This is a genomic window from Arthrobacter sp. V1I7 (assembly GCF_030817015.1).
Taxonomy (GTDB): Bacteria; Actinomycetota; Actinomycetes; order Actinomycetales; family Micrococcaceae; genus Arthrobacter.
The window spans coordinates 2833742-2858525 of record NZ_JAUSYS010000001.1 but is presented as its reverse complement, the minus strand read 5'-3'; the positions used below and the strand labels follow the sequence as shown (position 1 = coordinate 2858525).

Sequence of the window (24784 nt, the reverse complement as noted above, 5' to 3'; positions counted from 1 at the left end):
ACCCTCCGGGATCGTGTAAGCTTTTGGAGGTGGTTCGGCCGGACTGCAGAGATGAAATCCTTTGGATAACAAGAGGATGGCATCGACGCGGAGAACGGCGGAACTGACGGGCTGTAGCGCAGCTTGGTAGCGCACTTGACTGGGGGTCAAGGGGTCGCAGGTTCAAATCCTGTCAGCCCGACCAGCACAAAAACCCCGCCATTCCCGAAGAGGGAATGGCGGGGTTTTCTGTTTCCCCACGGAGTCGCGGAGGCGCACCCGCGACTTCGCGCGCCGGTTATTTCAGGAAGCGCGACGTCCGGCGGTCGGCCAGGATCTTTCCCTTGGTCTGGCAGGTCGGACAGTACTGCAGGGCAGTGTCCGCAAATGAAACCTCCCGGACGGTATCACCGCACACCGGGCAGGCTTCGCCGGTCCGGGCGTGAACCCTCATGTGGCTGCGCTTGGCGTCTTTGAGTTCCGATGGCGCTTTGCCGTGCGCTTCCTTCAGGGCCGTCCCCAGGATGTTGTGGATCGCGTCGTAAAGTCCCTGGACCGCGTCCCGGTCCAGGGACTTTGCGATGGCGAAAGGTGACGTCCGGGCTGCGTGCAGGATCTCGTCGCTGTAAGCGTTCCCGATGCCGGCGATCACGCTTTGGCTCCTCAGCAGGCCCTTCACCTGCTGGGAGCTGGAACCCAGGATCCCCGCCAGGGCGTCGACATCGAACCCGGCGCTGAACGGGTCCGGTCCAAGCGCCCCGATGCCGGGAACGTCGTAGGGGTCCCTGACCACATAGACCGCGAGGCTTTTCTTCGTGCCGGCCTCCGTCAGATCCAGGCCGAGCTGACCGGTGGCGCTGGAGAACGACAGCCGTGCCGCTATGTGTCCCTTACCCATTTTCAGCTGGATGTCCGTGGGGGTGTCGGTGAAGCGGACCCAGCCGGCCCTCGCCAGATGGAAGACAAAATGCAATCCATCCGCCTCCAGGCTGATGAACTTGCCAAAGCGGCGGACCCCGGTGACCGCCCTGCCCTCGAGTTCGGCGAAGCGGGGATCCGCGGTCTTGAGTACCGCGAACGAGACGATCTGGATCTTCGTCAGCACAGCTCCTCGCAGGTGCTCGTCGAGAAAGTCCGTCAGGGCCGCCACTTCCGGAAGCTCGGGCATCGCCTAGCCCTTATCGGCTTTGCTGTCGAGGCCGCCTGCGTCTCTTGTCAGAACGGCTGCCTGTGCAAGTTCTGTCATGGCACCATCATGGCAGAGTCCTCCCGGGCGCCGGCCGCATCTGCCTATACTTTCAGCGGCGGGCAGTTCGAATGGCCGCCGTTGACATTGGTGATTGACCCGATGAAAGGCCCGTCATGAGCATCATTCCCGAAGAGTTGTCCTACACAGCAGAACACGAGTGGGTTTCGGCCCCGAACGCCGACGGAGTCGTGCGCGTGGGCATCACCGATTTTGCCCAGGACGCCCTCGGGGACGTCGTCTACGCCCAGATGCCCGAGGTGGGCAGCGCGATCAAGGCGAACGACGTCGTCGGCGAAGTCGAATCCACCAAGAGCGTCAGCGACATCTACGCCCCCGTCTCCGGCGAAGTGGTGTCCCGGAACGAGGCGCTGGATACCGATTCGGCCCTGATCAACTCGGATCCGTACGGCGAGGGCTGGCTGATTGAAATCAAGCTGGCCGAGCCCGACGCCGTCGAGTCGCTGCTCAGTGCGTCGGAGTACGAACAGCAGGTAGGCTAAAGGAAACGGTCTACGGGCCGGGCCGTTTGCGATACGTTCGACGGCCCGCCCGGGGCCGCACCGGATCTGCCAGGCATTTCCGGACGGTATGCGTTGTTTGCAGGGGGGACACCTGCAACGAATGAGGAGGATTCAATGTTTGGGCACGAACGGAAGGCCACAGGTGACCGTCGCGGCGCGGGTGGAGTGAAAGCTTCGGAGACCACGTCGATCAACCTCACCCCAGTGCGCGACGAACCCACCATCCCTCCGAAAGTCTCCGCCGACGAGCGGACGGCCGTCGAGTCGCTGCCGTTCGGCTCCGCCCTGCTGATCGCGCACTCCGGGCCGAACAGCGGCGCTCGCTTCCTGCTGGATTCGGATATCACGACGGCGGGCCGCCACCCGGACGCCGACATTTTCCTCGACGACGTCACGGTTTCACGCCGCCATGTCGAGTTCCGCCGCACGGCACGCAGCTTCGAAGTTGTGGATACCGGAAGCCTGAACGGCACTTACGTGAATCATGACCGCGTCGACAGTGTGGAGCTGAAGTCAGGCGACGAAGTGCAGATCGGGAAGTTCCGCCTCACCTTCTACCTGAGCCCTGCCCGCGCAGCAGGCAACGACTGATTCCGGGGTAGCTGCCTGTGGCAATGGCACAAGCGGAACGGCGCGGACCCCAGGTCCTGAACATCGGGGAAGTCCTGGCTCAACTGAGTGACGATTTCCCCACCATGACCGCGTCCAAAATCAGGTTCCTTGAGGAAAAGGGCCTCATCAATCCGCGGCGGACACCTGCCGGGTACCGGCAGTACGCGGAAAGCGACGTTGAGCGCCTGCGCTTCGTGCTGTCCCTCCAGCGCGACCAGTACCTCCCGCTGAAGGTCATCAAGGACTACCTTGACGCGATCGACCGCGGCGAACGACCGGACAACCTGCCCCAGGGCGTCACGGTGTCACCGCGGATTGTGTCCGCGGAGCTGGCCGCCGAGCTGCAGAACCGGGTGCGGCGGCTGAGCGAGGAACAGCTCCGCGCCGAGTCCGGCGCCAGTGTTCCGCTGCTCGAGTCCCTGTTGAGCTACGGCCTGATCGGGCACGTCAACGGAAAGTTCGACGAAAATGCCCTCCAGGTGGCGCGCGCCTGCGTCCAGTTGGAGACCCACGGCCTGGAACCACGTCACCTGCGGCCCTTCCAGGCAGCTGCAGACCGCGAATTCGGGCTCGTGGAGCGTGCGGTGGCCACTCTGACCTCACGGAAGGACGCCGCCTCCCAGGCCCGCGCCGCCGAGGCTGCGCGGGAACTCAGCGAGCTGTGCCTCTCGCTGCACCGGGCCCTGGTCCAGGACCGCATTTCGAGAATGGACATCTGATGATCGAGGTGGAGATTGTAGGTGTGCGGATCGAGTTGCCGTCCAACCAGCCGCTGGTCCTGCTCAAGGAGATCCACGGGGAACGCCACGTGCCGATCTGGATCGGCACGCCGGAAGCCAGCGCCATCGCCTTGGCGCAGCAGGGTGTGGTCCCGCCGCGGCCCATGACCCACGACCTGCTGGTGGACGTCGTGGAGTCCCTGGGGCACAGCATCGTCAGCGTCAACATCGTGGCGGTGGAGGACAACATCTTCTACGGCCAGCTCCAGTTCGAGAACGGCACCACCGTCAGCTCCCGGGCATCCGATGCGCTGGCCCTCGCGCTCCGCGCCAAATGCCGGATCTGGTGCGCCGACGCCGTCATGGACGAGGCCGGTGTCCGGATCACCGAACACGACGAGGGCGAGGACACGCACCCCGGCCCGGCGGTCGATGAAGAAGGCGAGCTGCGGCGCTTCCGGGAGTTCCTCGACGACGTCGAGCCCGAGGACTTCGCCGGCTGAGCCGGTAAAAGGTTCCGTTAAGGTTAAAGTCGAGGATGAAACTTTCGACACGCCTCCCGAATAGGCCCAACGTCTTTGACCTTGGGCTCCGGCGGGCCTAACGTCGGAGGTACAAGTTCCCATTGCATACAACAGCCGCGCAAGTCACACTGGAATGTGCAGCCCGGCCTAATTACACGGATGAATTTTGCGCCGTGTGTTGGTAACTCAGCCGGTCAGCTGACCGGTGATGCTGCAACTTCCCTCGGGGAGCCATGACAAGGAGGATCCACGTGAGTCCGAAAGGCGAAGCGGGCGAGCTTAAGCAGACCCCGGCGGCCGGCGTGGCCGTACCCGCCAGCGGTGCCCAGGGTCTGCTGTTCACCGAGGATCTTCCCGTCCTGGACGAAGACGCAGGCTATCGCGGGCCCACCGCTTGCAAGGCCGCCGGCATCACCTACCGCCAACTGGACTACTGGGCCCGGACCGGGCTCGTGGAACCCGCTGTGCGCGGTGCCGCCGGATCGGGCTCCCAGCGGCTCTACGGTTTCCGGGACATCCTGGTCCTCAAGGTCGTCAAGCGGCTCCTGGACACGGGCGTCTCACTCCAGCAGATCCGCACGGCCGTGGAACACCTGCGCGAGCGTGGCGTCGAGGACCTGGCCCAGATCACGCTTATGAGCGACGGCGCCAGCGTCTACGAGTGCACTTCGGCTGACGAGGTCATCGACCTTGTCCAGGGCGGGCAGGGAGTCTTCGGCATCGCCGTGGGCCGGGTCTGGCGTGAAGTGGAGGGCAGCCTCGCGGCGCTTCCCAGCGAACACGCCGCGGTCCAGTCCTTCCCCGACGACGAACTCAGCAAGCGCCGGGCCACCCGCAAGACGGGCTGACCCCCCGGACAACCCGGACACACGGCAAAGGCCGCCTTCCCCCGGAAGGCGGCCTTTGCCGTCTGTCCCGGACGGAGACGCCGGACGCTGGCCTAGCGCTGGCTGCGGTTGCGGACGCTGCCGGTGGTCTTCAGCAGGTTCGCCAGCAGTGCGTCGAAGAGCGCGGCAGTGTTCTTGGCCGAGTCGCCGGGCCAGTGGTGAATGGAGTGGGCCGCACCCTGGATCTGCTGCCAGTTGGCCTGTTCCGGAATGTGCGGGGCGAGAAGCAGGTCACCGAACATGGACTGCATCTCGGACAGCCTGAAGGCGTGCTCGGCGGAACCGCTGCGCACCCGGTTGGCAACAATGCCCGCGGGGGACAGGTTCGGGGCGAATTCCTTCCGGAACAGCTGGATCGCCCGCATCGTGCGCTCTGTGCCGGCAACGGAGAAAAGCCCCGGTTCTGCCACCAGGGTCACCTTGTCGCTCGCGGACCATGCCATCCTGGTGAGCCCGTTGAGGGACGGCGGGCAGTCGACGAGAACCAGCTCGTAGCCGTTGGCTCCGGCCAGCACCGCGGCGAGCCGGCGCAGGTCGCGGCGGCCAAGATCCGGCCGGTCGTAGATGCCGGTGTAGGCGGACCCGACAGCCACATCAAGGACGGACGCAGCAGAGCCGGCGGGGGAGGAGCCGTTACTTCCGGCCCGTTCCACCCAGCCGCTGGGAACAACGTTCTCGGCCAGGCGTGCGCGGCGGGGTGCCTTGAGCATCCGGCCGATATCCAGCTGCTCCGCCGGCCGGACTCCGAGGGCCGTGCTCGCATCCGCGTGCGGGTCAAGGTCGACGACGAGGGTAGGGATGCCGGCGGCCATCGCTGCGGACGCCAATCCGGTGGTCACCGATGTCTTGCCGACACCGCCTTTGAGGCTGCTGATGCTGACTACTTGCACGAGAAAAACCAATACCTAACGCCGGTTGCCGGGACGGGTCCTGCCGGCTCCTGCGTTCCAAGGAGCCGGGGCGAGCATGCGCCACCCACTCCTTCATCATATGTTGACGGTCCGTCGATTCCGGTTTCATCGGGTGGAGGGGCGGCAGATCCTCGGGAAGCTTTGCCCGCCCAGCCGGCTGCCGTGCGCGCCGGGGCATACGTGACGCATAATGCTGTGACGGTGGCCACAATGATTTGTGTTTGCCTAGGCCGGTCTTAGACACTGTGAGCACTTACCGATACGCCCGCGATGATGCAGGAGAAGTATGTTTTCCAAGATTCTGGTGGCCAACCGCGGCGAAATCGCGATCCGTGCCTTCCGCGCCGGCTACGAGCTCGGCGCCAAGACTGTAGCCGTGTTCCCCAACGAGGACCGTAATTCGATCCACCGCCAGAAAGCCGACGAGGCATATCTGATCGGCGAAGAGGGCCATCCGGTCCGGGCCTACCTCGACGTCGACGAGGTCGTACGTGTGGCCAAGGAAGCCGGAGCGGATGCCATCTACCCCGGCTATGGTTTCCTCTCCGAGAACCCGCGCCTGGCACGGGCCGCCGCCGAAGCCGGCATCACCTTCGTGGGTCCGCCCGCTGAGGTGCTGGAACTGGCCGGCAACAAGGTTGCCGCCCTTGAGGCAGCCCGCAAGGCCGGCGTCCCCGTCCTCAAGTCCAGCCAGCCGTCCAAGGACCTCGACGAACTCATCACCGCCGCCGACGAAATCGGCTTCCCGATCTTCGCCAAGGCCGTTGCCGGCGGCGGAGGCCGCGGGATGCGGCGCGTGGACACCCGGGAGGCACTGCCCGAAGCCCTGCAGGCCGCGATGCGGGAAGCGGACGCCGCCTTCGGTGACCCCACGATGTTCCTCGAACAGGCCGTGCTGCGCCCCCGCCACATCGAAGTCCAGATCCTGGCCGATGCCGAGGGCAACGTCATGCACCTCTTCGAGCGTGACTGTTCCATCCAGCGCCGCCACCAGAAGGTCATCGAGATCGCCCCGGCACCGAACCTGGACGAAGGCATCCGGCAGGCGCTCTACCGCGACGCCGTGAAGTTCGCCAAGGCGCTGAACTACGTCAACGCCGGAACCGTGGAGTTCCTGGTCGACACCGTCGGGGAGCGCGCCGGCCAGCACGTGTTCATCGAAATGAACCCGCGCATCCAGGTCGAGCACACCGTCACCGAGGAAGTGACCGACGTCGACCTCGTCCAGGCCCAGCTGCGGATCGCCGCCGGCGAGACCCTCGCGGACCTGGGCCTCTCGCAGGAGACCGTCCAGCTCAAGGGCGCAGCCCTGCAGTGCCGCATCACCACCGAGGACCCCGCCAACGGTTTCCGGCCCGACGTCGGCAAGATCACCGGTTACCGTTCCGCCGGTGGCGCCGGTGTCCGGCTCGACGGCGGCACCGTCTACTCGGGTGCCGAGATCAGCCCGCACTTCGACTCGATGCTGGTCAAGCTCACCTGCCGCGGCCGCGACTACCCGGCCGCCGTGGCCCGGGCCCGCCGCGCCTTGGCGGAGTTCCGCATCCGCGGGGTGTCCACCAACATCTCCTTCCTGCAGGCCGTGCTGGACGATGCCGACTTTGTGGCCGGCAACGTGGCCACCTCGTTCATTGACGAACGCCCCCAGCTGCTGAAGGCCCGTGTTTCCGCGGACCGCGGTACCAAGCTGCTGACCTGGCTCGCCGAGGTCACCGTCAACAAGCCCAACGGCGAACTCACGGTCCACAGTGACCCCGCCGACAAGCTCCCCGTCACGGACGACTCCGCGGCCCCGTCAGGGTCCCGCCAGCGGCTCCAGGAACTGGGACCGGAAGCCTTCGCCCAGGCCCTGCGTGCCCAGGATGCCGTGGCCGTCACGGACACCACCTTCCGGGACGCGCACCAGTCCCTGCTCGCCACCCGGGTCCGGACCCGGGACCTGGTGGCGGCCGGCCCGGCCGTCTCGAAACTGCTCCCGGAACTGCTCTCCGTCGAGGCCTGGGGCGGCGCCACTTACGACGTCGCCCTCCGATTCCTGGGCGAAGACCCCTGGGACCGCCTGGCCGCGCTGCGCAAGGCGCTGCCGAACGTCTGCCTGCAGATGCTCCTGCGCGGACGCAACACCGTGGGCTACACGCCGTACCCGGAAGAGGTCACGGTCGCGTTCGTCAACGAGGCGGCGGCCACCGGCATCGACATCTTCCGCATTTTCGACGCCCTCAATGACGTCAACCAGATGGCCCCGGCCATCCGGGCCGTCCGCGATACGGGCACCGCCGTCGCGGAGGTCGCCCTGTGCTACACCGCGGACATGCTGGATCCGGAGGAAAAGCTCTACACCCTGGACTACTATCTCGAGCTGGCCCAGAAGATCGTCGACGCCGGCGCGCACATCCTGGCCATCAAGGACATGGCCGGGCTGCTGCGCCCGGCGTCCGCCGCGCGCCTTGTCGGTGCGCTGCGCGAACGGTTCGACCTTCCCGTCCACCTGCACACCCACGACACCGCAGGCGGCCAGCTGGCCACGCTGCTGGCTGCCGTTGACGCCGGCGTGGACGCGGTGGACGTGGCATCGGCGTCGCTGGCCGGCACCACCAGCCAGCCCTCGGCCTCGGCGCTCGTGGCCGCGCTGGCCCACACCCCGCGCGACACCGGACTCAGCCTCGCGAACGTGTGCGCGCTGGAACCCTACTGGGAAGCCGTGCGGCGGGTGTATGCACCCTTCGAGTCCGGCCTGCCGGGCCCCACCGGACGCGTCTACCAGCACGAGATCCCCGGCGGCCAGCTCTCCAACCTGCGCCAGCAGGCAATGGCGCTCGGCCTCGGAGAGCAGTTCGAAGCCATCGAGGACATGTATACCGCAGCGGACCGGATCCTTGGCCGGCTCGTGAAGGTGACGCCGTCCTCCAAGGTGGTGGGCGACCTCGCCCTGCACCTCGTCGGCCTCAATGCCGACCCCGCGGACTTCAACGAGAACCCGCAGAAGTACGACATCCCGGACTCCGTGATCGGGTTCCTCTCCGGTGAACTGGGCGACCCGCCCGGAGGCTGGCCGGAACCCTTCCGCACCAAAGCCCTGCAGGGCCGCACCGTCAAGGTCCGCGACGTCGAGCTCAGTGCCGAGGACAGCGCCGCCCTCAACTCCGATTCCAGGACGCGGCAGCACACCCTCAACCGGCTGCTCTTCGCCGGACCGACCAAGGACTACCTGAAGAGCGTGGAAACGTACGGCAACCTCTCGGTGCTGGACACCCGCGACTACCTCTTCGGGCTGCAGCGCGGCGCGGAGCACGAAATCGAGCTGGAGAAGGGCGTCCGCCTGATCGCCTCGCTCGAAGCCGTTTCCGAACCGGACGAGAAGGGCATGCGCACCGTGATGTGCACCCTCAACGGCCAGTCCCGGCCGGTGATGGTCCGCGACCGTTCCGTGGTCAGCAACGTCAAGGCGGCCGAACGCGCCGACACCGCCCAGCCGGGCCAGGTGGCCGCCCCGTTCGCGGGTGCCGTCACCCTGACCGTCAAGACCGGGGACACGGTCAAGGCAGGCGATACCGTAGCCACGATCGAGGCCATGAAGATGGAAGCCTCAATCACGACGCCGGTGGCCGGCACCGTGTCGCGGCTTGCGATCAGCGCCGTGGAACAGGTCCAGGGCGGGGACCTGCTCCTGGTCGTCGAGTAACGCTTCCGGATCGGCGGCAACAAAGAAGGGTCCTTCCGGCGGAAGCCGGAAGGACCCTTCTTTGTGATCATGCGCCTGCTATGCGTGGGCGGGACGCGGGGAGCTGTACATCTCCTCGATCACGTCCTCGAAGTCCTTCAAGACCTGGGCCCGCTTGACCTTCATGGACGGGGTCAGGTGTCCGGACGACTCGGTGAAGTCGGCCGGCACAATCCGGAACGACTTGATGGCCTCGGCCTGCGACACCGACTGGTTGGCGGAATTGATGAGCTCCTGCACCGCGGCCTTGATGACCGCGTTGTCGGTCGCCTCGGCGAGGGTCGTCGACGCCGGCAGGCCGTGGCGGTGCAGCCAGCCGGGCAGGGCCTCCTCGTCGAGCGTGACGAGGGCGCCGATGAACGGGCGGTTGTCACCGACCACGAGCACCTGCGAGACGAGCGCGTCGGCGCGGATCTGGTCCTCGAGCAGGGCAGGAACGACGTTCTTGCCGCTGGCCGTGACGATGATTTCCTTCTTGCGCCCCGTAATGGTCAGGAACCCCTGCTCGTCGAGCTGTCCGATGTCGCCGGTGCGCAGCCAGCCGTCCTCGAAGGCGTCCCCGGAGAGGTCCTCGCGCTGGTAGTAGCCGTGCATGACGCACACGCCCTTGACGAGGATTTCGCCGTCGTCGGCAATGCGGACGGCGTTGCCGGGAATCGGGGCGCCGACGGTGCCGATCCTGATCAGCTCCGGGGTGTTCACGGTGACCGGGGCCGTCGTCTCGGTCAGGCCGTACCCTTCCAGGATCTGCATGCCGATGCCCTGGAAGAAGTGCCCGAGGCGTTCGCCCAGCGGGCCGCCGCCGGAAACGGCGTGCGCCACCTGTCCGCCCATCGCGGCGCGGAGCTTGCTGTAGACGAGCTTGTCGAACACCGCGTGCTGGAGCTTGAGCCCGAGGCCCACTTTCCCGGTCTGCCGGGCCCGCGAGTACGCGATGGCGGTGTCCGCGGCACGGTGGAAAATGGCGCCCTTGCCGCCGTCTTCGGCCTTGGTCAGGGCGGAGTTGTAGACCTTCTCGAAGACCCGCGGTACCGCGAGGATGAAGGTGGGCTGGTAGCTCTGCAGGTCCGGCAGCAGGTGCTTGATGTCGGGGGTGTGCGCGACGGTGACGCCGGCTGCCACCGCCAGCACGGAGATGAAGCGCGCGAAGACGTGCGCCAGCGGCAGGAACATGATGGTCCTGGCATTTTCGTTCACGACGGCGCCGAGCGAGGTGGCCAGCACGTTTTCGGAGAGCTCCACGAAGTTGCCGTGCGTCAGTTCGCAGCCCTTGGGGCGGCCCGTGGTCCCGGAGGTGTAGATGATCGTGGCGATGTCTGTCAGGCCTGCCGTGCTGCGCCGGGACTCCAGCTCCTCGTCGCTGATCTCCGTGCCTGCCGCGCGGACCTCATCCAGGCCCGTGCCCTCGAGTTGCCAGACGTGCGCCAGCGCGGTCAGGCCTTCGGATGTCGCAGCCTGGCGGATGATGTCCTCGTGATGGGCGGATTCGCCGAAGGCGGCAACGGCGCCCGAGTCGCCCAGGTTCCAGGCGACCTGGGACGGGGAGGAGGTCTCATAGATGGGAACGGACACGGCGCCGGCAAACCAGATGGCGAAGTCGATGAGGGCCCATTCGTACCGGGTGCGGGACATGATGCCGACCCTGTCGCCGGCGGCAACGCCGCTGGCCATCAGGCCCTTCGCGAGCAGGGAGGCGTCGGCCAGGAAATCAGTGGCCCGGACGTCCTGCCACTGGCCCGCAGCATCAAGGCGCGAGAACAGGGCGGGATTTGACGCCTTGGCGGCCTGGCGCAGCACCAGGTCCGTGACGTTCCATTCCGGGGGGACGTCCACCAGGGGCGGGACACTGATTTCTCGCACGATAGCTCCTTAGATATCCATAGACCCGCAGCGGGGTACTGCTAAGCCTAGTATGTGGCTGCGCCGAATGTGTTCCGCGCCACTACTCGTGGGTAACTTTATGGCTAAGGCCCGTTCCGGCGCCAAGCCCGGCGATCCCCGGACACCGGCCGTCCGGCGAATAGAATGTGGAACCATGCACACACCGATGCCCGGCCCGCACCCCGCCCCCTACCGCAGGCCTGCCGCCTGGCGGCGACGGACCCTTGACCGTGCGGGCGGCGGGACCGGTGGAACGGCCGCGGGGCAGGGGCTGCGTGAGCACCTGAGGCTGGGGCGGAAGGGTCTCGCCATCGGCGTGGACATCGGCGGCACCAAGGTGGCCGCGGGGGTCGTGGACGCCGAGGGCCGGATCCTGAGCCAGGCCAAGCGCTCCACCCCGGGCAATGACCCCCGGGCAGTGGAACAGGTCATCGTGGAACTCGTCGAGGAACTGGGCCGGGGGCACCGGATCCGCTCGGTCGGGATCGGCGCCGCTGGCTGGATGGACCTCGACGGCGGGACGGTGCTGTTCAGCCCGCACCTGGCCTGGCGCAATGAGCCGTTGCGGGACAATCTGCAGCGGCTGCTGCGCCGCCCCGTGCTGCTGACCAACGACGCCGATGCAGCCGGCTGGGCCGAGTGGCGCTTCGGGGCCGGGCGGGGAGAGAACCGGCTGGTCTGCATCACGCTCGGCACCGGCATCGGGGGCGCGATGGTGATGGACGGTCGGCTGGAGCGCGGCCGCTTCGGCGTGGCGGGGGAATTCGGCCACCAGGTCATTCTGCCGGGCGGCCACCGGTGCGAATGCGGCAACCGCGGCTGCTGGGAACAGTACGCCTCCGGCAATGCGCTCGGCCGGGAGGCACGCGAGCTGGCGGCCGCCAACTCGCCGGTGGCCCAGGAGCTGCTTAAGGTCGTGGACGGCCGGGTGGACAGCATCACGGGGGTGATCGTCACGGATCTGGCCGAGGCCGGGGATCCCACCTCGCGCGAGCTCCTTGAAGACGTCGGCGAGTGGCTCGGGCTGGGCCTGGCCAACCTGGCCGCCGCGCTGGATCCGGGAACATTCGTCATTGGCGGCGGACTCTGCGACGCCGGCGAACTGCTCGTGGCACCGGCCCGGAAGGCCTTCGCCAGGAACCTGACCGGACGAGGGTTCCGTCCGGCGGCGCGGATCGAACTCGCTGCACTCGGTCCGAACGCCGGCCTGATCGGGGCCGCGGACCTGTCCCGGGTCAGCAGCCGCATGCACGGCTAGCTGGCTATAGGTCTTGTCAATAGCATCGTCGGGCATGCGGCAGTGCCTCCTCGGTGACGCGGCGGCGGCTTTTGTGCTGTGGCTTGCGGTTTGCGGCTGGGGCCCGACGTCGAGGGATGGGGCAGCGCCCACGCTGACTTATGCGGCCTCTGTGTGTACAGGGTCATCTGGCGTCGTTCGGGCTGCTGCCATGGGCGAAGGGCCGGGCGCCAAGCTAGCCTCGGCGTAACGCGTGAAGCGTCCGCCATAGCGGAAACGGCGTCTGATCCGGCCCTTCGTCGGTTCCAGCGTCTCACCGCTGAGCCGGGTTGTGAAGGGCTTCCGGGCACCTCCTTGATCGATCCGGACCGGGCGCTGGCTTTCCGGGCCGCCATGATCGTGCGCCGCGGCTTGTCGCTGTCAACGTCGTTCGTCCTCGCTGCGCTGCGGGCGCTCCACGTTGACCGCTCCGTACGCCGCGGTGCGGCCGGCAGCTATCCGGGAAAGCCTGGGGGTTTGCTCAGGCCCAGTGCGCGGGGTCGTAGGCTGTCTGGTCACGCACCAAGGCGTAGGCGATCCGGTTGGCACGGTGCGCCATCGCACAGGCGACGACGCCACCGTTCTTCCCACGCTCCTTCAACGCGGCCGCGTGGGCGCGGCTGGGCCCGTCGCAGAGCCATAGGCCAATGCCCAGGTCGATCAGCGCCCGGCGCAGGGTCACGCTGCCTTCGCGGCTGATGGAACCGTCCCGGCGCCTGCCGGCGGACTCGTACTGCATCGGAGACAGCCCTGAGGCCCGATAGACCTGAGACGGTCCGGGCCAGCGGTGCGGGTCGCCCACGGCGGCACCGTAATTCCCGGCCCGGACCGTTCCCCAACCGGGGACCGTGATCAGCGTGGCAAAAGGACTACGGGGCAGCAACGCGGCCATCGCCGCCTCGGCCGCCGTTACCTGGGCGTCCAGGTCCGACAACAACACCAGATCCGCGGCCAAAACCTCCCTGGCGACGGCAGCGTCAGGCATTGGCAACGCATCCCGTGCGGCCGTGACCAGCCCTTCCGCCACCGGCCGTCGCACCTGCAGTCCCCGGACGGCCGCGAAACGGATGAACCGGCCGGCGCCCAGGGCCGCCAGCCTGTGCGGATCGGCAAAGTGTTCCGCGACGAACCTGCCGACCTTGGTGCCCAACACATCGGGCAGAACCAGGCCAAGCCCTGGGAAACAGCGGTCCAGCTGGCCCAGCAGTTGGTTCTTCGTGGCAGTCCGGGTCTGGACCCGTCGCCTCCGATGCGCGGACCAGGCAGCCAGTTCACCGATGACCAGCTCCCGGGACCGCACCGGAACCCCGCGGCCGGCGAGTACCAGCTCGGTGATCGCCTCAAGATCGATCGCATCGGTCTTGATTCTGCGCCTGCCCTGGACACGCCGTTGCTCGGCGACGTGTGCCGGATTCAGCTCCAGTACCTCCCACCCGGCAGGCCATGCAGACGGTGCCAGCAAAGGACGATGGTAGTGGCCTGCAGCCTCTATCCCCACCTTGACCAGGGCCCCGGCAACGGGCAGCACGCGGCGGACACGTGCCAGAACTGCCTCAAGCCCCGGCGCTGTCATCTTAAAATCCACTTGACCCAGCAAACGCCGGCGATCTGCGCCCGTGACCGACAACGCGACCGTCGACTTTCCCACATCGACAGCAACAACAACAACCGTTGGCGCCCGCACCACAGCAACATCAAGAGACATCATCTCCACCTCCGGAAAGTGACAGGAGGATCCCACGGCCCAGCGCCAGATCCTCAAAGGAATCTGATACTTCCCTTCTGGCATCTCCGGAGGTGTTTGTGAAGGAACAACTCAACTCATATCAGCTGGGAACAATCCCAGGGGAGTAACCGTCCTAGACGCGGGCGCCGTCGTCGTGCTCGTCCTTCTCGCCCGGAAGCTTCATGATCAGGAAGACCACCGACGCTGTAAAGGCCGCGACGATGGCCAGGACGGCCATCAGCGGGGCGGAGCGCCAGAACATGGCGGACATCAGGAGGGCGATCGGGCCGCCGACGGCGCCCAGCCAGGCCAGCACCGTCATCGGGTCCGCGCCGGCAAGGCTGGGCGGCTCCTCCGGCACAAAGGCTCCATCGTCGTCGTCGGCCTCGTAGTCACGGGGCCCGGCCAGAGCCTCCGGACCGTCCATGGCAGCATCCCGGCCGGAGGAGTCCACGGCACCCGGCGCGCCTGTTGCCTCCGGCGTCCGGGCAAGCCGTTCCTTGGCGGAAAGTTCGATGGGCGGGCCACCGGCGAGTCCCAAGGGGTCGAAGTCGCTGAACGGCCTGGCCGGAGCGGATTCCCCGGCAGGGCCGCTGGTCGGGTTGTTCTTCGGGTCTTCCGGGCCTGGGCTGCCCTCAAGCCTGGCCACAAGGTCCAGCCAGACGGCGTCGTCCTGGTTGGCGCGGGAATCCGATGAATCGGGGTCAGGAGAGTTGGGGTCCGGTCTAGTCATCTGCCGTGTCCTTCTGGCTAGCGTGGGCCGTGCCCGGCGTGCCGGCGGCAATCACCGTGCGGATAAACTCCGCCGAGCCGCGGAAGATCTCAGGCGCATCGTTGTCCATGGTCGCCACGTGGTAGCTGTTTTCGAGCCGGATGACCTCCAACGGGGCGTGGGTCAGCCCGCGGCGCAGCGCCAGCATGCTCGAATCGGAGACCACATGGTCCACGGCGGAGCGGTAGACCCGGACCGGGGCTGTGATCCGCGGCAGCAGCCGCACCGTGTCCTTGAACATCTTGTTGAGCTCATGCGCGGCGGCCACCGGGGTCCGGGGATAGGCGCCCTCAGTGATCCCTGCCTTGAGGATGTCGTTGGCGATGGCCGGGGTGCTCTTGAGCACGAGCTTGAGGATGCCGGCCAGCGGGGCGCGGGGGTCGTCGATCACGAGACCGGGATTCACCACCACGACGCCGGCCACAGGACGGGTGGCAGCGATCCGGAGCGCGAGTGCACCGCCCATGGACAAGCCGGCTGCGACGATGTGCTCGCACTCGTCCGCCAGTTCCAGGTATGCAGCGTCCAGGCCGCCGTGCCAGTCCTGCCAGCGCGTCCTGGCCAGCTCCTGCCAGCTCGTGCCGTGGCCGGGCAGCAACGGCATCCGTACGGCGTAACCGGCGTCGGCCAGGGACCGTGCCCAGTCCCGGACGCCGTGCGGGCTGCCGGTGAAGCCGTGGGACAGCACGACCCCGGTCCGGGGGCCGGTGCCGGTGAACGGGGCGCTGAACGGCGTGTGGTCGGGGCTCGTGCTCATGGGCTCTCCGGTGCTGTTGTGGCCGACGGCTGCGAAGCCGACGCGGACGCTGCGGCTGCGTGCTGCAGGAAGAAACGGGTGGATTGTTCAAAGATCAGCGGCGCTTCGACGTCGAGCGTGGCCACGTGGCCGCTGTTCCGCAGCGGGACGACCTCCACGTCGCGGGAGCCGAGACGGCGCCGCAGCAGCTTCAGGGACGACGGCGGGACCACGGCGTCGGTGTCCGACTTGAAGACAAGGGCCGGGGCCTCGACGCGGGGGAGCTCCCTTGCGGTGGCCCTGAACAGCCGGCTCAGCTGGTGGACGGCCGCCAGCGGGGTCAGCGAGTAGTCGCCGTCCTCGGTGAATGCCGCCGTCGGGTTCTGTTCCTGGAGCGGGACCGTGGTCCGCTGGAGGTACTTCAGCAGCCCGATGTACCGCACCCTGCGGTCGTAGAAGCTCAGCCCGGGGTTAACGACGGCGACTCCGGCGACCTGATGCCGGGCCGCGGTGTGCAGCGCGATCGTCCCGCCCATGGAGAGCCCGGCAACGAAACAGTCCCGGGTTCCCGCGGCTAGTTCCTGGTACGCGACCTCGAAGGCCGTGTACCAGTCCTGCCAGCGGTGGCGGGCGAGGTCGCGCCAGTCGGTGCCGTGGCCGGGCAGCAGCGGGACCGACACGGCGAAGCCCTGGTCAGCCAGGTGCCGGGCCCAGGGAAGGACACTGAGCGGGCTGCCGGTGAAGCCGTGGCAGATCGCCACCCCGATGCCCGCGTTGGCGCCGTGGCCGGGGTAACTGAACGCTGCGGGCGCCAGGGGAGTGCTGCTTCCGGTCATGTGCCCATCGTGTCACTGTTCGGCGCAAAACTCACTAGAGTAGGCTGTCATTGAAGTCCCGGCCGGCCCGACGAAGGACCGGCCGGACGCCTTCCGGAGAGGTACGCCCGTGTTTTATTGGTTCATGAAGACGTTCGTTCTCGGGCCGGTGCTGAAGACGCTGTTCCGGCCCTGGGTCAAGGGCCTGGACAATGTTCCCGCCGAGGGCGCGGCCATCCTGGCCTCGAACCACCTCTCCTTCTCGGATTCCATTTTCATGCCCCTCATGGTGCCCCGCCCCGTGGTGTTCCTGGCAAAATCCGAATACTTCACGGGCACGGGAATCAAGGGCAAACTGACCGCCGCCTTCTTCCGGCTGACCAACCAACTGCCGATGGACCGGTCCGGGGGAGCGGCCTCGGCCCAGTCGCTGGACGCGGGCATGGACGTGCTGAAGAACGGCTCGCTCCTTGGGATCTATCCCGAGGGCACGCGCAGCCCGGACGCGCGGCTGTACCGCGGCAAGGTAGGCGTGGCACGGCTGGCACTGCAGGCACGGGTTCCGGTTATCCCGGTGGCCATGATCGGAACGGACAAGGTCCAGCCGATCGGCAAGCGGGTGCCCAATATCCGGCGCATCGGGTTGATCTTCGGGGAGCCGCTCGACTTCAGCCGTTACTACGGCATGGAGGATGACCGGCTGATCCAGCGTTCCGTCACGGACGAGATCATGTATGCGCTGATGCGCCTCTCCGGCCAGGAATACGTCGACGAGTACGCCGCCGCCGTCAAGCTCCGGCTCGCCGGAAAAGCAACCGGGAAGTCTGCGGACGGAGCCGCGGGCGACGGGGCAACACCGGGAAGTGTGTGACGGGCCCGGGACGGTCAATGACGGACGGCTCCGGGGAACCCGCGAAGCAACTATCCTTAGAGGGTGACTGAGCTATCTGCGCCTTCGGCCTTTTCCCTGACCAGCACTGCCCGGAGCGGTGCAGCCAACTATCCCGGCCTGGATCACTGGCGGGACCTGCCGGCCTCCCAGCAGCCGAGCTGGTCGGACCAGGCAGTCTTTGAAGCCTCGGTCAAGGAGCTCTCCGTCCTGCCGCCGCTTGTCTTCGCGGGCGAAGTGGACATCCTGCGGGAGCGGCTCGCGGCTGCGGCGCAGGGCAAGGCATTCCTGCTCCAGGGCGGTGACTGCGCGGAAACGTTCGAGGCCGCCACGGCGGATAAGATCAGCGCCCGGGTCCGCACCATCCTCCAGATGGCGGTGGTCCTGACGTACGGTGCGGCCATGCCGGTCATCAAGATGGGACGCATGGCAGGCCAGTTCGCCAAGCCGCGCTCCTCCAACGACGAGACCCGCGACGGCGTGACGCTGCCGGCCTACCGCGGCGACATCGTCAACGGCTACGACTTCACCCCCGGGTCCCGGGCACACGATGCCAGCCGGATGCTCAAGGCGTACCACACCTCCGCCTCCACGCTGAACCTGATCCGGGCCTTCACCCAGGGCGGTTTCGCTGACCTGCGCCTGGTGCACCAGTGGAACAAGGGCTTCACGGAGAACCCGGCGCACGCCCGCTACGAGTCGCTGGCGCGGGACATTGACCGTGCCATCCAGTTCATGGCCTCCTGCGGGGCGGATTTCGAAGCGCTGAAGCGCGTGGAGTTCTACGCCAGCCACGAGGCGTTGCTGCTGGATTACGAGCGCGCCCTCACCCGGATCGATTCGCGGACCGGTTTCCCCTACGACACCTCCGCGCATTTCCTGTGGATCGGCGAGCGGACCCGCGAGCTGGATAACGCGCACGTCGACTTCCTCTCCCGGGTGCGCAACCCGATCGGTGTGAAGCTCGGCCCGTCCACGAGCGGCGACGACGCCCTGCGGCTGATCGACAAACTGGATCCGGACCGCGAGCCCGGCCGCCTGACCTTCATCACCCGGATGGGAGCGGCCAATATCCGCGAGAAGCTGCCGCGTGTGGTGGAGCGTGTCACCGCCTCCGGCGCCCAGGTCCTGTGGGTCACCGACCCGATGCACGGCAACACCGTCACCTCGCCCAACGGCTACAAGACCCGCAACTTCGACGACGTCATCGACGAGGTGCGCGGCTTCTTCGAGGTCCACCACGCCCTCGGCACCGTCCCGGGCGGACTGCACGTGGAAATGACCGGCGACGACGTGGCCGAGTGCCTCGGCGGCGCCGACCCGATCGACCAGGAAGCGTTCCTGGACCGCTACGAATCCGTCTGCGACCCGCGCCTGAACCACATGCAGTCCCTCGAGATGGCCTTCCTGGTGGCGGGAGCCCTGTCGAAGCGCTGAGCTGGTGACCGGAAGTACCTGACAGCTCCGCCCGGCTGATCCAGCCGGGCGGAGCTGTTTGGCTTTCCGGGCTGCTAGACCACGGTCAGCGTGACGACGGAGCCCTCCGGCACCGTCTTTTCCACCGGGTCCTGGTCCCGGACGGTGCCGAAGAAGCCGCCGAGGATGTTGTTAATGCGGACCTCGAAGCCCAGCTGCCTCAGGGCTTGCTCGGCTTCCTTGGCCTGCTTGCCGATGAAGCTGGGGACTTCGACGAACCGCGGTCCCTCGGAAATGGTCAAGGTCACGGCGCCGCCTTTGGTGAGGTTCCCGGAGGCGGGGTCCTGGGCCAGCACGGCGCCCTTGGGGACCCGGCGGTCGTTGACCGTCCCCGGGGCGATCACGGCCTTGAGTCCGGCGGCCTCCAAGGCCTTCACCGCGTCGTCCTGCTCCTGGCCGCGGACATCCGGAACCGGGATGGGCTGCGGGCCCTTGGAGACGGTCAGCGCCACGGGAGTGCCGTGCTTCACCGGATTGCCGCTGCGCGGGGCCTGGGACAGGACGGTGCCGGCGGCTGCCGATTCGTCGAACGTTTCGGTGATCTGTCCCAGGGCCATCCCGGCGCCGTTAAGTGTCGTCTTGGCCTCGTCCAGGGTCTTTCCGGTCAGCTCCGGCAGCGGGAACAGCTCGGGACCCTTGGAGACGGCCAGTGACACCGTGTGGAACTTCCGGATGACCTGTCCGGCGTCGGGTTCCGACCCGACGACAAGCCCCGGCGGGACATTGTCGTCGTAGACGTCCTCAATGGTGGACTGAAAGCCGGCGGTCCGCAGCAGCTGCTGCGCCTCCGCCACCGTCTTGTTGGCCAGTTGCGGAATTGTCCCGGGGGAGCCGGGACCCATGCCGAAGAACCAGCCGGCGCCGGCGGCGAGCAGCGCGGCAATGACCAGCAGCAGGATCCACAGCAGACCCCGGCGGCGGGGATTGCCTGCACGCAGGGACCGGACCGGGGTGGCCGCAGCGCGCTGGCGGGCCTTCTCCTCATCGCGGTCCAGCTTGCGCTGCGTGCGCTTGCTGGCGGGCCCCGCCACTGTGCCCCGGCCGTCGTCGTCGTACGAGCCCTCGCCGTAGGGGTCCGGAGCCTCGTCCGGGGCGGAGAGCGGGCCGTAGGCCGGGCGCCGGGGAGCCGCGGACATCACCGTGGTGGGGTTACTGCCGCGGGAGATGATTTCGGTGGGCCGTTGGATCCCGCCGATCACCTCGGTCCGGGAGTGCGGGTCCCCTTCGTCCGCGGGGCCGTCCGGGGCGGCCTTCCCGTCGGGGCGCCCGGCGGGGCGTCCGAGGGTTGGCGGACCCGTCGGGGGAGGCACGGGGGGAACAGATGCGTGCGCCGCCGGAGGCTGGATATCGAGTTCGGCGTCGCTCAGGTTGGTCCTGATGTGCCGGAGTTCGGACAGCAGCGTGTTTCCGTCCACAGGCCGTTTGTCCGGATCGTTAGCCGTGCACCACTGCACCAGTTCATCGATTTCTTCGGCCAGGCCCGGGACCAACGCCGAGGGGGCACCCACGGTCGAGTTGACGTGCTGGTATGCCACCTGGATGGGTACGTCGCCGTCGAACGGCTGCCGGCCGGTGATCATCTCGTACAGCATGATGCCGACAGAGTAGATGTCGCTGCGGGCGTCGGCCTGTTTGCCGAGAACCAGTTCGGGGGAGAGGTAGGCCACCGTTCCGATCAGGGCTCCGGTGCTGGTCGAGGTGGAGATCGCCCGGGCAAGTCCGAAGTCACCGACCTTGATCCGGCCATCGTCGGCAATGAGCACGTTTTCGGGTTTGATGTCCCGGTGGATGAGGCCGGCCGCGTGGGCGGCTCCGAGCCCTTCCACCACGGGGGCGACCAGGGCCAGGGCGAGACGCGGCGGGAGCGCACCTCTTTGCTTGAGAACGTCACGGAGGGTGTGGCCCTTGATGTACTCCATGACGAGGTACGCGATCCGGCCGTCTTCGCCCTGGTCGAGGACACCGACGACGTGCGGATGGGACAGCCGGGCCGCCGCCTTGGCCTCGCGTCCGAGGCGGTCCAGGAACTGGGGGTCTCCGGCCAGATGCGGGTGCAGCACCTTGAGGGCCACGTCGCGCTCGAGCCGGCCGTCCGTAGCCAGGTAGACCGTGGACATGCCTCCGCTGGCCAGCCTGGACTGAATCAGGTACCGGCCATCCACCAAAGTGCCAACGAGAGGGTCCGACGTGTATTCCTGCACCTTATGATCCTAAACGTTGCACGGAAACGGGCCCGGATCAACATCAGATCCGGACCCGTATCGTTATCCTTCGGGGGAGCCTGGCGGAACGCGTTCAGGCCGGTGGCTCTGTCCCCCGGGACCTAGCCGACGTTCTTCTGGTGGGCCTTGATGGCGGCCACATACTGTTTGGTGTCTTCGTACATGCCGTACGTGCTGACCGAGTACTGGCCCTGGTAGTAGCCTGCAATCGCGTTGTCCAGGTCGCTGCTGGTGCGGACCAGCTGGCGGATGATGGCGACACCGGCGACGGCGTTGTCATAGGGGTCCAGCAGGTTCAGCTGGCGGCCCACGAGATCAGACGCCCACTCGCCCGAGGACGGGATCACTTGCATGGTTCCGATCGCGTTGGCGGGGGAGACCGCGCGCTGGTCGAAACCGGATTCCTGAAGGGCGAAGGCCAGCGCCAGGGAGGCGTCCACGCCCATCCGGCGGGCCGTATCGGCCACGATGGATTTCATCTGCTCGCGGCTCGGGACCGGGGCGGCGTTGAGCAAGGCCTTGTTCTGGTTGGCCGAGCTGACCACGGCTGCCGGGTAGGTGAACCCAAGGAAGGTGCTGGGCACCAACGGGGTCACGGTGGCCGGAGTCTGGCTGGACGCCGGTGCGATCGATGACCCGCCCGCAAGCACCAGCTTCTGGCCGGGGTAGATGATGGTGCTCATGGTCAGCCGGTTGGCGGAGAGGATGTCCGTGAGCTTGACGCCATTCCGGGCCGCAATTCCCGAGAGGGTGTCGCCGGCCTTGATGGTGTACGAGCCGGAGGCGGGGGCGGCGGGGGTTGCCGCCGGAGCCGGGGCTGCCGGAGCGGACGGCGACGGAGCCGTCGTGCCGGCGCCGATCGTGATCTTCTGGCCGGGATAGATGATGGAGCCCAAGTTCAGCCCGTTCCAGCCCAGGACCTCCGCGAGCTGGACGCCGTGGCGTGCTGCGATCGCACCCAGGGTGTCGCCCGGCTCGACCGTGTAGGAAGTTCCGGTGGACTCCGGTGCGCTCGGCTGTGCCGCGGGAGCCGGTGCCGGTGCATTCCCGCCGAGCTGGATCTTCTGCCCCGGGTAAATGATCGTGTTGGCCTGCAGGTTGTTCAGCGCCAGTACGGCGTATGTGTCCAGGCCGAACTTACCGGCGATTCCGCTGATCGTGTCCCCGCGCTCGATGGTGTACTCGGCCGGGGCCGTGGCCTGGGTCGGACGCAGGGATGTGGGGATGGCCGCCGAGACCGAGGCGGCCGGAATCATGGCGGACACCAGCGGAGTCACCCCCTGTGCCTGCGCACGCATGGCGGCCGCCAGGGTGGCCGGGATGGAGCGGCTGCGGGACTCGGCTGACGCCGGTTGGGCAACCGCCAAGGAGGAAAGGACTACCGCGGGAAGGGCGGCCGTCGTCGCCGCAATCAACGGCAGGCTGGGCCGCGCTGGGGGCTTCGGCGAACGGAACGTCGTCATGGAAAGATCCTCTTCTCAGCGGCGAACGCTGCGGGTTAGGCCGGTGTTACTGGCGTTACCAGTGTGACCTTTGTTAATGCTGTTACAAATGTGGTCTATGTGAATGTCTCATGATTTGGTAGTTAGCACAAGAACGCCCGGACATTATGCAAACAAACACTCCGGGTGTGTCGGGCAGAATGCGCTGATTAATAGGGTCGTGTTCGCGGTGGCAGTCCAAGGCCGGGCGGGGCATTAAGCGCCGGTAAGAGCCCGGCCACGACTAGGCGCAGAAGCGTCCGCCATGGCAGTCTTGATCCGTGAGTACTGTAGAAAGCCTTGTGGGCGAATGGCTGCCCCTGCCCGATGTTGCCCAGCTTCTGAATGTTTCCATTACGAAGGTCCATGCGCTCCTCGATGAACGTGCACTGGCGGCACTGCGGGTCGGCGACCGGCGGATTCGTTCGGTGCCCGCGGCATTCATCCAGGACGGCCACCCGGTCGAGAGCCTTAAAGGCACGGTCGTGGTGCTGTCCGACGCGGGTTACTCCGACGAGGAACTCATCGCCTGGCTCTTTACCCCGGACGATTCGCTCCGTGGGCGCCCGATCGACGCCCTCCGCGAAGGGCGCAAGACGGAGATCCGCCGCCGGGCACAGTCCCTCGCCTGGTAGCACGGGTTTTCCCCGGTGAGTCCGTCCGCGGACGCACCGGGAGGCAGGCCGGTCCCCTGGAGGCCTGTCAGGCGGTTCGGCTCACCGTGGCCTCGGCCAGCTTCCGAAGCGCGGTCTTGGGCAGCTCCTCCAGCGGCAACAGCTCGAGGGCCGCGAAGGCTGCGCGTCCGAACTCCTCAATCAAGACTTCGGTGGCGTGCAGCGCGCCGCAGTCAACGATGATGCGGCGGATCTCGTCGATGTCCGCCTCATCCAGCCCGGGGTTTCCCAGCCGTGCATCGATGAACGCCGATTCGGCCGGCGTGGCCTGGTCCAGAGCGAACGCCACGAGGACAGTCCGCTTCCCTTCGCGCAGATCGTCCCCGGCAGGCTTGCCGGTCGTCACCGGGTCGCCGAATACCCCCAGCACGTCGTCCCGAAGCTGGAAGGCCTCGCCCAGCGGGAGGGCAAAGGCCGAATAGCCTCGAAGTAGTTCGTCCGACGCGCCGGCCAGCGCCCCGCCCAGGGCCAGAGGGTGCTCGGTGGAGTATTTGGCGGACTTGAAGCGGATGATCGACTGGGCCCGGCTGACGGCGCCTGCCCGGTCGCGCCGCGGTCCGGCAACCTCTTCCAGGATGTCCAGGTACTGCCCGGCCATGACCTCGGCGCGCATCAGGTTGAAGATCAGCCGTGCCCGGCTGCCCGAAGCGGCCCGGTCCCCGATTTCCGTGAAGGACTCCTCGCTGAAGGACAGGCACAGGTCTCCGGTCAGGATGGCCGCGGCATGGCCGAACCGTTCCCGGTCGAGCGCCCAGCCCTGGGTCTCGTGGAGGTCACTGAAGCGCCGGTGTACACTGGGCCCGCCGCGGCGCGTGTCCGAGCGGTCAATGATGTCGTCGTGAATGAGGGCGGCGGCCTGGAACAGCTCCAGGGCAGACCCGGCTGTGACCACTTCGCCGGCACCGGCCTCCCCGCCTGCCCCGCGCCAGCCCCAGTAGCACATGAGTGCCCGCAGCCTCTTGCCCCCGGTGACCAGGTTGGAAATGGAGCCCATCAGTGGGTCGATGTCCTGTGAAATGGAGGACATGACGGCGTGGCGGGTGGACAGGAAATCGGTGAGCTTGCCCGCGACGGCGGCTACGTAGCCAGTCTGTTCAAGGCGCAGCTGCTCCGCGAGAGTCACTTGACCGACTCGGCAGCGACGTTCGCGCCGATCGTGAAGGTCGAGATGCCAGCGGTCTCCACCACGGAAATGTTGACGGTCTCGTTGTCACCGCGCAGGAAATCCTTCGACGGGACCGAGCCCACCGTCTCGCCCGGGACGGCCTTGAAGCCCTGGGCCTCCAGTTGAGCCGTGTAAAAGGCCAGGACGTCGGCAGCCGGGGCCGTGCTGCTGCCGACCAGTGCCACCGTGGCCGGCGCGGTCGTCTTGTCGAAACTGCTGGAGACCACCTTTGCGCCGGGCATCAGCGGCAGGAGCTGCTGCGGAAATGCCGGGACCAGGGCTCCTACCGTGGCCGAGGTGCCGGGCTCAGCGGAAGGTTTGGGAGGGGCGGTGGTGGTAGCGGGCGCGGTCGAGGCTGCGGCCGGTCCTGACAGGGTGGTCGAGGAAGCGGTCCCCGCGGCGGGCGTGCAGGCGGCCAGGGCCATTAGGGTGCCCGCAGCAAAAACGGCAACCGCAGCACGTTTGCGCTCTCCAAAAACCTTCACAGGGACTTTCCTCCTGGTGTTGACGCCGGATTCAGCCTCCAGTTTAGTCAGTCCCGGGACATA

At 67.3% G+C, this 24784-nt stretch carries 21 protein-coding genes and 1 tRNA gene; 11 read left to right on the top strand and 11 right to left on the bottom strand.

The features are described 5' to 3' along the window. Nucleotides 1–107 precede the first annotated feature (107 nt). Nucleotides 108–184 (top strand) — tRNA-Pro (locus tag QFZ69_RS13175). A gap of 93 nt (nucleotides 185–277) precedes the next feature. Here QFZ69_RS13175 and QFZ69_RS13170 read toward each other — a convergent pair. Further along, on the bottom strand, nucleotides 278–1147 hold the full coding sequence (locus QFZ69_RS13170) for an Fpg/Nei family DNA glycosylase (RefSeq protein ID WP_306918765.1): 870 nt from the start codon (nucleotides 1145–1147) through the stop codon (nucleotides 278–280). 194 nt (nucleotides 1148–1341) lie between these two features. Between QFZ69_RS13170 and gcvH the strand changes: the two genes are divergently transcribed. The 5 genes from gcvH (at nucleotide 1342) to QFZ69_RS13145 (ending at nucleotide 4452) form a co-directional block, all read left to right on the top strand. Then, entirely contained in the window at nucleotides 1342–1728 is a 387-nt protein-coding gene (gene gcvH, locus QFZ69_RS13165; protein ID WP_306918764.1) for a glycine cleavage system protein GcvH, read from the top strand. A gap of 135 nt (nucleotides 1729–1863) precedes the next feature. Then, entirely contained in the window at nucleotides 1864–2340 is a 477-nt protein-coding gene (locus QFZ69_RS13160) for an FHA domain-containing protein (RefSeq protein ID WP_306918763.1), read from the top strand. Between the two features lie 23 nt (nucleotides 2341–2363). Next, nucleotides 2364–3080, top strand: coding sequence for a MerR family transcriptional regulator (locus QFZ69_RS13155; protein ID WP_306918762.1), 717 nt, complete (start codon nucleotides 2364–2366; stop codon nucleotides 3078–3080). Then, nucleotides 3080–3583, top strand: coding sequence for a bifunctional nuclease family protein (locus tag QFZ69_RS13150; protein ID WP_306918761.1), 504 nt, complete (start codon nucleotides 3080–3082; stop codon nucleotides 3581–3583). Before QFZ69_RS13155 ends, QFZ69_RS13150 begins: the two co-directional genes overlap by 1 nt. Before the next feature lie 272 nt (nucleotides 3584–3855). Beyond that, on the top strand, nucleotides 3856–4452 hold the full coding sequence (locus QFZ69_RS13145; RefSeq protein WP_306918760.1) for a MerR family transcriptional regulator: 597 nt from the start codon (nucleotides 3856–3858) through the stop codon (nucleotides 4450–4452). Nucleotides 4453–4544: 92 nt separating this feature from the next. Here the strand turns inward: QFZ69_RS13145 and QFZ69_RS13140 are convergent, their stop codons facing one another. After that, complete coding sequence (locus tag QFZ69_RS13140) at nucleotides 4545–5381, bottom strand: ParA family protein (RefSeq protein ID WP_306918759.1); 837 nt, start codon at nucleotides 5379–5381, stop codon at nucleotides 4545–4547. Between the two features lie 307 nt (nucleotides 5382–5688). Here QFZ69_RS13140 and QFZ69_RS13135 point away from each other — a divergent pair, with 307 nt between their 5' ends. Beyond that, nucleotides 5689–9084 (top strand): pyruvate carboxylase, encoded by a 3396-nt coding sequence (locus QFZ69_RS13135; protein WP_306918758.1) that lies wholly within the window; start codon nucleotides 5689–5691, stop codon nucleotides 9082–9084. Nucleotides 9085–9162: 78 nt separating this feature from the next. Here the strand turns inward: QFZ69_RS13135 and QFZ69_RS13130 are convergent, their stop codons facing one another. After that, nucleotides 9163–10983: a long-chain fatty acid--CoA ligase gene (locus QFZ69_RS13130; protein ID WP_306918757.1), complete on the bottom strand. Its 1821-nt coding sequence runs from the start codon at nucleotides 10981–10983 to the stop codon at nucleotides 9163–9165. Between the two features lie 175 nt (nucleotides 10984–11158). Between QFZ69_RS13130 and QFZ69_RS13125 the strand changes: the two genes are divergently transcribed. Next, complete coding sequence (locus tag QFZ69_RS13125; RefSeq protein WP_306918756.1) at nucleotides 11159–12262, top strand: ROK family glucokinase; 1104 nt, start codon at nucleotides 11159–11161, stop codon at nucleotides 12260–12262. A gap of 499 nt (nucleotides 12263–12761) precedes the next feature. Here the strand turns inward: QFZ69_RS13125 and QFZ69_RS13120 are convergent, their stop codons facing one another. The 4 genes from QFZ69_RS13120 to QFZ69_RS13105 all read right to left on the bottom strand — a co-directional run bounded on the left by QFZ69_RS13120 (nucleotide 12762) and on the right by QFZ69_RS13105 (nucleotide 16350). Beyond that, on the bottom strand, nucleotides 12762–13985 hold the full coding sequence (locus QFZ69_RS13120) for an IS110 family transposase (protein ID WP_306919541.1): 1224 nt from the start codon (nucleotides 13983–13985) through the stop codon (nucleotides 12762–12764). Between the two features lie 154 nt (nucleotides 13986–14139). Beyond that, entirely contained in the window at nucleotides 14140–14739 is a 600-nt protein-coding gene (locus QFZ69_RS13115; protein WP_306918755.1) for a hypothetical protein, read from the bottom strand. Continuing rightward, nucleotides 14732–15535 carry a carboxylesterase gene (locus tag QFZ69_RS13110; RefSeq protein WP_306918754.1) on the bottom strand — a complete coding sequence of 268 codons (804 nt, stop codon included), beginning with the start codon at nucleotides 15533–15535 and terminating at the stop codon, nucleotides 14732–14734. The genes QFZ69_RS13115 and QFZ69_RS13110 overlap by 8 nt, the downstream gene beginning before the upstream one ends. Further along, nucleotides 15532–16350: a carboxylesterase gene (locus QFZ69_RS13105; RefSeq protein ID WP_306918753.1), complete on the bottom strand. Its 819-nt coding sequence runs from the start codon at nucleotides 16348–16350 to the stop codon at nucleotides 15532–15534. The genes QFZ69_RS13110 and QFZ69_RS13105 overlap by 4 nt, the downstream gene beginning before the upstream one ends. Nucleotides 16351–16459: 109 nt before the next feature. Between QFZ69_RS13105 and QFZ69_RS13100 the strand changes: the two genes are divergently transcribed. Together QFZ69_RS13100 and QFZ69_RS13095 are read left to right on the top strand one after the other, a co-directional pair. Further along, entirely contained in the window at nucleotides 16460–17200 is a 741-nt protein-coding gene (locus tag QFZ69_RS13100; RefSeq protein ID WP_306918752.1) for a 1-acyl-sn-glycerol-3-phosphate acyltransferase, read from the top strand. 63 nt (nucleotides 17201–17263) lie between these two features. Continuing rightward, the gene (locus QFZ69_RS13095) at nucleotides 17264–18655 is read left to right on the top strand and encodes a class II 3-deoxy-7-phosphoheptulonate synthase (protein ID WP_306918751.1); all 1392 of its coding nucleotides are present in this window, start codon (nucleotides 17264–17266) and stop codon (nucleotides 18653–18655) included. Nucleotides 18656–18729: 74 nt separating this feature from the next. Here QFZ69_RS13095 and QFZ69_RS13090 read toward each other — a convergent pair whose 3' ends face one another. Together QFZ69_RS13090 and QFZ69_RS13085 are read right to left on the bottom strand one after the other, a co-directional pair. Continuing rightward, nucleotides 18730–20895, bottom strand: a complete 2166-nt coding sequence (locus QFZ69_RS13090) for a Stk1 family PASTA domain-containing Ser/Thr kinase (RefSeq protein WP_306918750.1) — start codon at nucleotides 20893–20895, stop codon at nucleotides 18730–18732. 122 nt (nucleotides 20896–21017) lie between these two features. Beyond that, nucleotides 21018–22379 carry a lytic transglycosylase domain-containing protein gene (locus QFZ69_RS13085; RefSeq protein WP_306918749.1) on the bottom strand — a complete coding sequence of 454 codons (1362 nt, stop codon included), beginning with the start codon at nucleotides 22377–22379 and terminating at the stop codon, nucleotides 21018–21020. 299 nt (nucleotides 22380–22678) lie between these two features. Here QFZ69_RS13085 and QFZ69_RS13080 point away from each other — a divergent pair, with 299 nt between their 5' ends. Next, nucleotides 22679–23032, top strand: coding sequence for an Rv2175c family DNA-binding protein (locus QFZ69_RS13080; protein ID WP_306918748.1), 354 nt, complete (start codon nucleotides 22679–22681; stop codon nucleotides 23030–23032). 67 nt (nucleotides 23033–23099) lie between these two features. Here the strand turns inward: QFZ69_RS13080 and QFZ69_RS13075 are convergent, their stop codons facing one another. Beyond that, nucleotides 23100–24194 carry a polyprenyl synthetase family protein gene (locus QFZ69_RS13075; RefSeq protein WP_306918747.1) on the bottom strand — a complete coding sequence of 365 codons (1095 nt, stop codon included), beginning with the start codon at nucleotides 24192–24194 and terminating at the stop codon, nucleotides 23100–23102. Then, a complete protein-coding gene (locus tag QFZ69_RS13070; RefSeq protein WP_306918746.1) occupies nucleotides 24191–24721 on the bottom strand; it encodes a hypothetical protein in 531 nt (176 codons plus the stop codon). Before QFZ69_RS13070 ends, QFZ69_RS13075 begins: the two co-directional genes overlap by 4 nt. Nucleotides 24722–24784: the final 63 nt, after the last annotated feature.